6 protein-coding genes are annotated in these 6,012 nt (G+C 69.0%); 1 reads left to right on the forward strand and 5 read right to left on the reverse strand.

Features of this window, described 5'->3' with window-relative positions; genetic code table 11:
• Positions 1-260: 260 nt before the first annotated feature.
• The 4 genes from IJH84_RS24810 to IJH84_RS24825 are packed head-to-tail and all read right to left on the reverse strand — an operon-like array spanning position 261 to position 3,240.
• Positions 261-929: a glycosyltransferase gene (locus tag IJH84_RS24810; RefSeq protein WP_295149681.1), complete on the reverse strand. Its 669-nt coding sequence runs from the start codon at positions 927-929 to the stop codon at positions 261-263.
• Entirely contained in the window at positions 926-1,528 is a 603-nt protein-coding gene (locus IJH84_RS24815; protein WP_295149683.1) for an SAM-dependent methyltransferase, read from the reverse strand. Before IJH84_RS24815 ends, IJH84_RS24810 begins: the two co-directional genes overlap by 4 nt.
• Complete coding sequence (locus IJH84_RS24820) at positions 1,525-2,259, reverse strand: PIG-L deacetylase family protein (RefSeq protein ID WP_295149685.1); 735 nt, start codon at positions 2,257-2,259, stop codon at positions 1,525-1,527. Before IJH84_RS24820 ends, IJH84_RS24815 begins: the two co-directional genes overlap by 4 nt.
• 3 nt (positions 2,260-2,262) lie before the next feature.
• Positions 2,263-3,240, reverse strand: coding sequence for an acyl-CoA dehydrogenase (locus IJH84_RS24825; RefSeq protein WP_295149687.1), 978 nt, complete (start codon positions 3,238-3,240; stop codon positions 2,263-2,265).
• 64 nt (positions 3,241-3,304) lie between these two features.
• Here IJH84_RS24825 and IJH84_RS24830 point away from each other — a divergent pair, with 64 nt between their 5' ends.
• A complete protein-coding gene (locus IJH84_RS24830; RefSeq protein WP_295149688.1) occupies positions 3,305-4,492 on the forward strand; it encodes an NAD(P)/FAD-dependent oxidoreductase in 1,188 nt (395 codons plus the stop codon).
• A 15-nt stretch (positions 4,493-4,507) separates the two neighbouring features.
• On the opposite strand, the gene IJH84_RS24835 is transcribed toward IJH84_RS24830, so the two are convergent.
• Positions 4,508-5,581 carry an aldo/keto reductase gene (locus IJH84_RS24835; protein ID WP_295149690.1) on the reverse strand — a complete coding sequence of 358 codons (1,074 nt, stop codon included), beginning with the start codon at positions 5,579-5,581 and terminating at the stop codon, positions 4,508-4,510.
• Positions 5,582-6,012 lie beyond the last annotated feature (431 nt).

The raw sequence follows: 6,012 nt of genomic DNA on the forward strand, positions 1-6,012 counted from the left end.
CCGGAGTCGGCTCCGCCGTCGGCGCCGCCGTCGTGCTGTCCCGGTGTGCCGCGACCCGCTCCGGAATCGGCCGGACCCTCAGTGCCGCCGCTGCCCGTGGTCCGCATGTCATCGTCGTCGAGTGCCACTGACAACCTCCTCGCGTCGTGTGCACCGAAGTGGTGCCCTTTTCGAATACCCGGGGCGCGCGTTGGCTATGCCGCAGCACGGCGGACAAGCGCCTCCGGCACGTCGACTCAACGGTCGAGCGCCGCTCAGAACTAGGGCGCCAGTGAACGGAGGTTCTCGGCGAATCCCGCAGGGGCCCGTCCGTGCAAGCGCGCGCTGGTACGCACAGGTTCTTCGACGGTCGCCAGTATCCGGAAGTTCCGCCTGTGCAAGCGGGTGAGCAGGCCCGCGTCCTCTCCCGTCGCCAAGGGTGGGAAACCCCCCACTCGCAGGTATGCGTCCGCGCGCACGCCCAGGTTCGCTCCGTGCGCGTGTGAATGCCCGGCTACGGGGCGGTAGTGGCGCTCGAAGGCGTCGTGCAGGTTTTCGTCGGCGATCCGGACCGTCCCCGCGACCGCGTCCCAGCCGCTCGCCGCAGCCTCGAGCTGAGCGACCAGCCAGTTGAGCGGTACGACGGAATCGGCGTCGGTGCAGGCGATCCACACCCCGTTGCTGCCCCACCGGCGCAGCATCGCCTCCGCGCCCACGGCCCGCGCGCGACCGACGTTGGATCCGTTGATCGGCAACGTGAACGCGCCGCCGTGTGCTGCGCGGCGCGCGGTGCTGTCCGTGCATGCATCCGCGACGACGAGCACTGCGAACGACACGTCGGTGGGCAACTGGCTCGCCGCAGCCCTGACCGACCGGACGCACTCGGCGATGGTGTCCTGCTCGTTGCGCGCTGGAATGATGACGGCGATGGCGCGTGGTGTCCGGTTCATCTGCCGCCTTGCTCGTTGGTCGTGACGAGGTCGATGACGAAATCCCGTTCGCTGTAGCAGCCGAGCGGCACGAACCGCCGGTCAGCACGTAGTTCGTCGTGCACCGTGTCGCCGTTGCAACAATGTTCTGCGCATGCCGGGCGCCAGTGCACGGCGACGAGGGTGCCGCCGCGCTGCAAGCCTGCCGCGGCCGCCGTCCACAGTGCACGGCGGTCGTTCGCGCACAGGTCGTAGGCGAGTTCGCTGACGACGATCAGGTCGAACGTCGATTTCGGCCAGTTGCCGGGAACCGCGCCTTCTTCCACGGTGACTCCGGGCTTGGGAGCCAGCCGCCGACGCGTGGTCTCGACGGCACGATCATCGATGTCCCAGCACAACAACCGGCCACAACGGCGAGAAAGCACTTCGGACAGTATCCCGATCGAGCAGCCCGGTTCGAACGCGTTGTTGTAGTGCTCCCGCGGGAGCAGCGCTGTCGTGCAAGCGTACTTTCGCCGCTCGTACCAGCTGTCGGAGAGCTGCCACGGGTCGGTGCTGGCCTGATATTTCGCCGCGAAGTAGGCGGCGCCGAGCGATTCCTCCGCTTGTCCGGTGCTCATACGAAGAACACCTCGAACTCGCGCAGCAGCCGGTCCAGCGCGTAATCGGGTAGCACCGGCCGGTCCTCGGGGCATGCCGACAACGGCTGCGTCTGCGAAACGAATTCTCCTGCCGCGAAACGCTTGGCCGCTGCGAACTCGGTCTCCAGCGCGACCGATCGGGCGCGATGCCAGGGAACCCGCGGGTCGGCGGGCGCAGCCCAATGCCACATCCAAACCGGGTAGCAGGCGTACCCGCATCCGGCGATGCCGGCCGCGCGGCGTGCTGCCCTGCCGACCGCTTCATGGTCGGGATGACCGTCGCCCGGCCATGTCGCCAGCAATAATGTGTCTGGTGTGGACAGTCGGGCCAGCGCGGAGGTGAGTGCTGACTCGCTGCCGGCTACTTCGCCGTCGCCGACGATCAGCCGTACGACCCGCCGGAAATCCAGCCCGAGCCGCGCCCATGCCGCTTCGCTTTCGGCGCGGCGTTGGTGCGCCATCGCGTCGACCGACCACGTTGGACTGTCCGGGTGGGACCGTTCACCGTCGGTCACGGCGACGAGCGTGATCGCGGAAGCGGCGCGCGCCCATCGAGCCAATGTTCCGCCTGCGCCGAGCACCTCGTCGTCCGGGTGCGGCGCGACGACGATCACTTCTTCCGGCATCGTGTCGAGACGCCGGGAAGGGCACAGCTGCGGCCAGCGGCGCCAGCGTTCTTCCGCGGTGCCCGTTCCGGAAAGATCGCGCATGGCTCACCGGTCCCCGTCGGATTCGTCGAGCAACTCGGCGAGCGCGGCAAGGTCCCGCTCGGCGTGGCTCTGCCGCACGTAAGTCGTCAGATCCGCGATGCGGCGCGAGTGCTCGCCGTCGGTCGCCAGCGGGCCCGGGCCGAGCGCCCTGCCGACGCGGTCGATCACCACTCGCGTCGTGTCTTCGACGATGGCCCGCACCCGCAGGGCCGTCACGTGTCCGGTGTTCGCGTCGTCCCAAAGTTCTTCCGCCGCCGAGGAAAGCGCCCAGCGGCTCCCGGCGAGGGAGGCGTCGACAGCGCCGAGGTGCGCTCGTCCGTGCTCGTCGAGCCGCCCGCGTGCGCCCGCCCGGTACAACGGCCCGGCGATGCCGACCGCGCCACCGAGCCAGCACGCGGCTACGGAGACCGCGCCGTACCAGAAACCGGGCCGATCGAGGTAAGCGCTTGGTCCGCCGACGGGGACGGCCGGAACCGCGTGCAGTGTCACGTGCCTGGTGTCGCTACCGGCCATGCCGACGCCTTGCCAACTGGGTTCTCCCGGGACGACACCGTCACCGCAGTCGACGGCGAAGAGACGAGGCCCGTCCCGGCAATGCGCGGTGATCAACGCGTGCGTGCACACGGTGGCTCCGGAACACCACTGCTTGGTACCTGAAAGCTGCCATGCGCCACGGTTGTCGACGAGTCCCTCGACGCGAGATGACGGCGACTCCGCCGCCCAGACTCCCCAGTACTGCCCCGGCTGCACCGGCGGACCGCCGAGTTCGAAGTTGATCGTGGCGGCATCCACGTGCGCTTCGACCAACCTGGCGAGGTCCAGGTCGTCAGCGCCGATCGAGCAGAGGTACCGCCACCGCCGCCGGTGGTCGTCGGGTCGCCGCGAACCCTGGCGCAGGCATTGCGAGACGGCCTCGTCGGCGACCGCTTCGAATGCCGAGACGGCTGTGCGGCCGGTGGCAGCTTCTTCTACGGCAACCATGCTGCCGCCATGCCCTGTGAGCGCCAGGCATAAACGCCGACGTCTCGGGGTACGACCGCCTACGATGCCGGATGAACACGCGACAGTTGTGGTGATCGGTGGCGGTCCCGCGGGCGCATCCGCTGCTCGTGGTTACCGCGCAGCCGGTGGTACCGGTCGGGTAGTGGTGCTCTCCGCGGACACCGCGGCGCCCTATTTCCGGCCTGCCCTTTCCAAGGAGTTCCTGCGCGAAGAGTTCGACGAATCCGATCTCCCCATCGAGCAGCAGGAGTTCTACGACCGCTGCGACGTCGAGTTGTGTTTGGACGAGCCGGTCGAAGCTCTGCGGCCCGGTGAGCATGTGGTCCGCACCCGAAGCGGCCGGACGTTCGGCTATCAGCGCTGCATCCTGGCAACCGGCGCACGCCCGTCGTCGCCGCTGCCGGGTGCCGATCGCGAATCCGTCCGGACGCTGCGGTCGTTGGACAGCGCACGCACGCTTCGCGCGATGACGGAACGCGCGAGCAAGGTGGCCGTCGTCGGCGCGGGATTCATCGGGTGCGAAGCGGCGGTTTCGCTGGCGCGGCGCGGCAAAACCGTGACGCTGACGGCACCGGATGTTCTGCCGCAGCAACGGAGGCTCGGAGCCGTGGCCGGCGGGCGCATACTCGGTTGGCTGCACGAGGAGAACATCCGGACCGAGCTGTCGGCGAAGGTCGACCAGATCGCAGACGGACCCGAGTTGCAGCTCGCCGACGGCAGAACGATCGACAGCGAGATCGTGTTGCTGGCGACAGGCATCCGACCACGCGTGGAACTCGCCGCGGACGCAGGGCTCGCCACTGCCGAGGGCCGCGTTCTCACCGACGCCCGGATGCGCAGCACCGCACCGGACGTGTACGCAGCCGGGGACGTGGCGCTCGCCCACAACGCGACGGCGGGCAGGCCGCTGCTCGTCGAACATTGGGGTGAGGCGCTCACCATGGGCGACCTCGCCGGGCGCAACGCGGCCGGCGACGACCGGGTTTGGGACAACCCGCCCGGCTTCTGGACCGACCTCGGTGGACGAGCCCTGAAGTACGCCGCGTGGGGAGACGGATACGACGACGCCCGGGTTCACGAGCACAGCGACGGAGCATTCACGATCTGGTACGCCAGCTCGGGTAGCTGCGTGGGTGTGCTGACCTACGGCGCCGACGAGGACTACGAACGCGGTATCGAGCTCATCTCCCAAGGGGCCGCATTGCCGAGCGAGGCCGCGTTGCAGAAGTAGCCTCGGCGAAGCGAGCTACTTCTGCTCCCCGAAGACGTTCGCCGCTTGTTCCCGGTAGTACTCGGCCTCGGCCGGTTCGGGCCGGTCCTGGGCGGTCATCATCCGGTGCCACAGCGGATAGTAGGCAGGCAGCTGCGAGGCCGCGGTGATGCGGTCGCGGTCCTGCTGCGGCAGCTCGAGCTCCGCGGCTTCGAGGTCCGCCTTCAAGTGCTGGGGGTCGCGTGCGGCGATCACGGTGCCGTTGACGCCGGGACGGCCCAGGATCCAGGAGATCACCACCTGCGGGATCGTCCACCCCAGTCCTGCGGCGATCTCGTCGAACAGCTCGATCAGGTCGTAGGCCCGGTCCCAGTCCACCACGTGCGGTTCGGGCCAGCCCGCGCCTTGCCGGGTGTCGGACGGCGTCTCGCGCCCCCGCCGCACCTTGCCGCCCAGCAGCCCCTCTCCGAGCGGGCTCCACCCGAAGGTTCCCACCCCGAGGTCGCGGGCCGCGGGGATGATCTCGTACTCGATCTCGCGGGCTTCCGGGGTGTAGTACACCTGCTGCGCGACCGGGCCTTCCAGGCCGGCCAGCCGCGCCTCGTACACCGTCTTGGCCAGTTGCCACGCGTTGAAGTTGGACACGCCCCAGTACCGAACCTTGCCGGCCTTGATCAGCTCGTTGACCGTGGTGATGGTCTCGGTGATGGGAGTCTGCCCGTCCCACTGGTGGACGTAGAGCAGATCGAGGTGATCCGTCCGCAAGCGCGCGAGGCTGTCCTCCACGGCACGGGTCAGGTGGTACCGCGTGGCGCCGGAGTCGTTGGGACCGCTGCCCACCGGCATTCGCGCCTTCGAAGTGAGGATGACGTCGTCGCGGGTGTTGCCGAGGACCTCGCCCAGCACCCGTTCCGCATCTCCGGCCGAGTACATGTCGGCGGTGTCGATGAAGTTCACGCCGCGGTCCAGCGCCTCGCGGATCTGGTATTCGGCGTCGCTTCCGCGCACACCCGCGATCTTCTCGAACCCACCGCCGGAACCGAACGGAATGGTGCCCAGCGCCAGCCGGGACACGTAGAGCCCGGAACTTCCGAGCCGTGTGCGCTCCATGTGGCAACTCCTCGCTCGTGCCGGGTTCGTCGGACCACCGCAGGCCGGTGCCGGATGGTCGCCCGCAACCGGTCCTCGCGAGCCGGGCTCGTTTCGCCACCTCGCGGGGGAGGCCGGTAGCAAGGGTGTTTCCCAAAAGGCGCTGGAAAACACTTCACAGGTCGCAGCAGGTTCCGGAACCGAGTCCGTCCACTGTGGTGTTTCCGGTGGCGGTGCTGCAGCAGGCGGTCGTCGCTGGCTGCCGCCTCAAGTGAAACGTTCGAGAGCACCCCGAGTGGTCGGCAACCGCTACGCATGCGGCGCGAGCCGCCGGAGATGCCGCGCTGAGCGCGGGGCGGCTCGCGCCGGTCCGGGAGACGCAGCGTGCTTTCCCCGAATCCTGCGACTCCGTGAGTGGAATCCCCGCAAAGCGCTTTCCGGGCCCGTCGTCG

This window comes from Saccharopolyspora sp. (genome assembly GCF_017434145.1).
GTDB lineage: Bacteria > Actinomycetota > Actinomycetes > Mycobacteriales > Pseudonocardiaceae > Saccharopolyspora_C > Saccharopolyspora_C galaxeae.

Excerpts from the sequence above, each read along its gene's own strand:
- IJH84_RS24810 (WP_295149681.1), bottom strand. The coding sequence starts at position 929 with ATGAACCGGACACCACGCGCCATCGCCGTCATCATTCCAGCGCGCAAC.
- IJH84_RS24815 (WP_295149683.1), bottom strand. The coding sequence starts at position 1,528 with ATGAGCACCGGACAAGCGGAGGAATCGCTCGGCGCCGCCTACTTCGCG.
- IJH84_RS24820 (WP_295149685.1), bottom strand. The coding sequence starts at position 2,259 with ATGCGCGATCTTTCCGGAACGGGCACCGCGGAAGAACGCTGGCGCCGC.
- IJH84_RS24825 (WP_295149687.1), bottom strand. The coding sequence starts at position 3,240 with ATGGTTGCCGTAGAAGAAGCTGCCACCGGCCGCACAGCCGTCTCGGCA.
- IJH84_RS24830 (WP_295149688.1), top strand. The coding sequence starts at position 3,305 with ATGCCGGATGAACACGCGACAGTTGTGGTGATCGGTGGCGGTCCCGCG.
- IJH84_RS24835 (WP_295149690.1), bottom strand. The coding sequence starts at position 5,581 with ATGGAGCGCACACGGCTCGGAAGTTCCGGGCTCTACGTGTCCCGGCTG.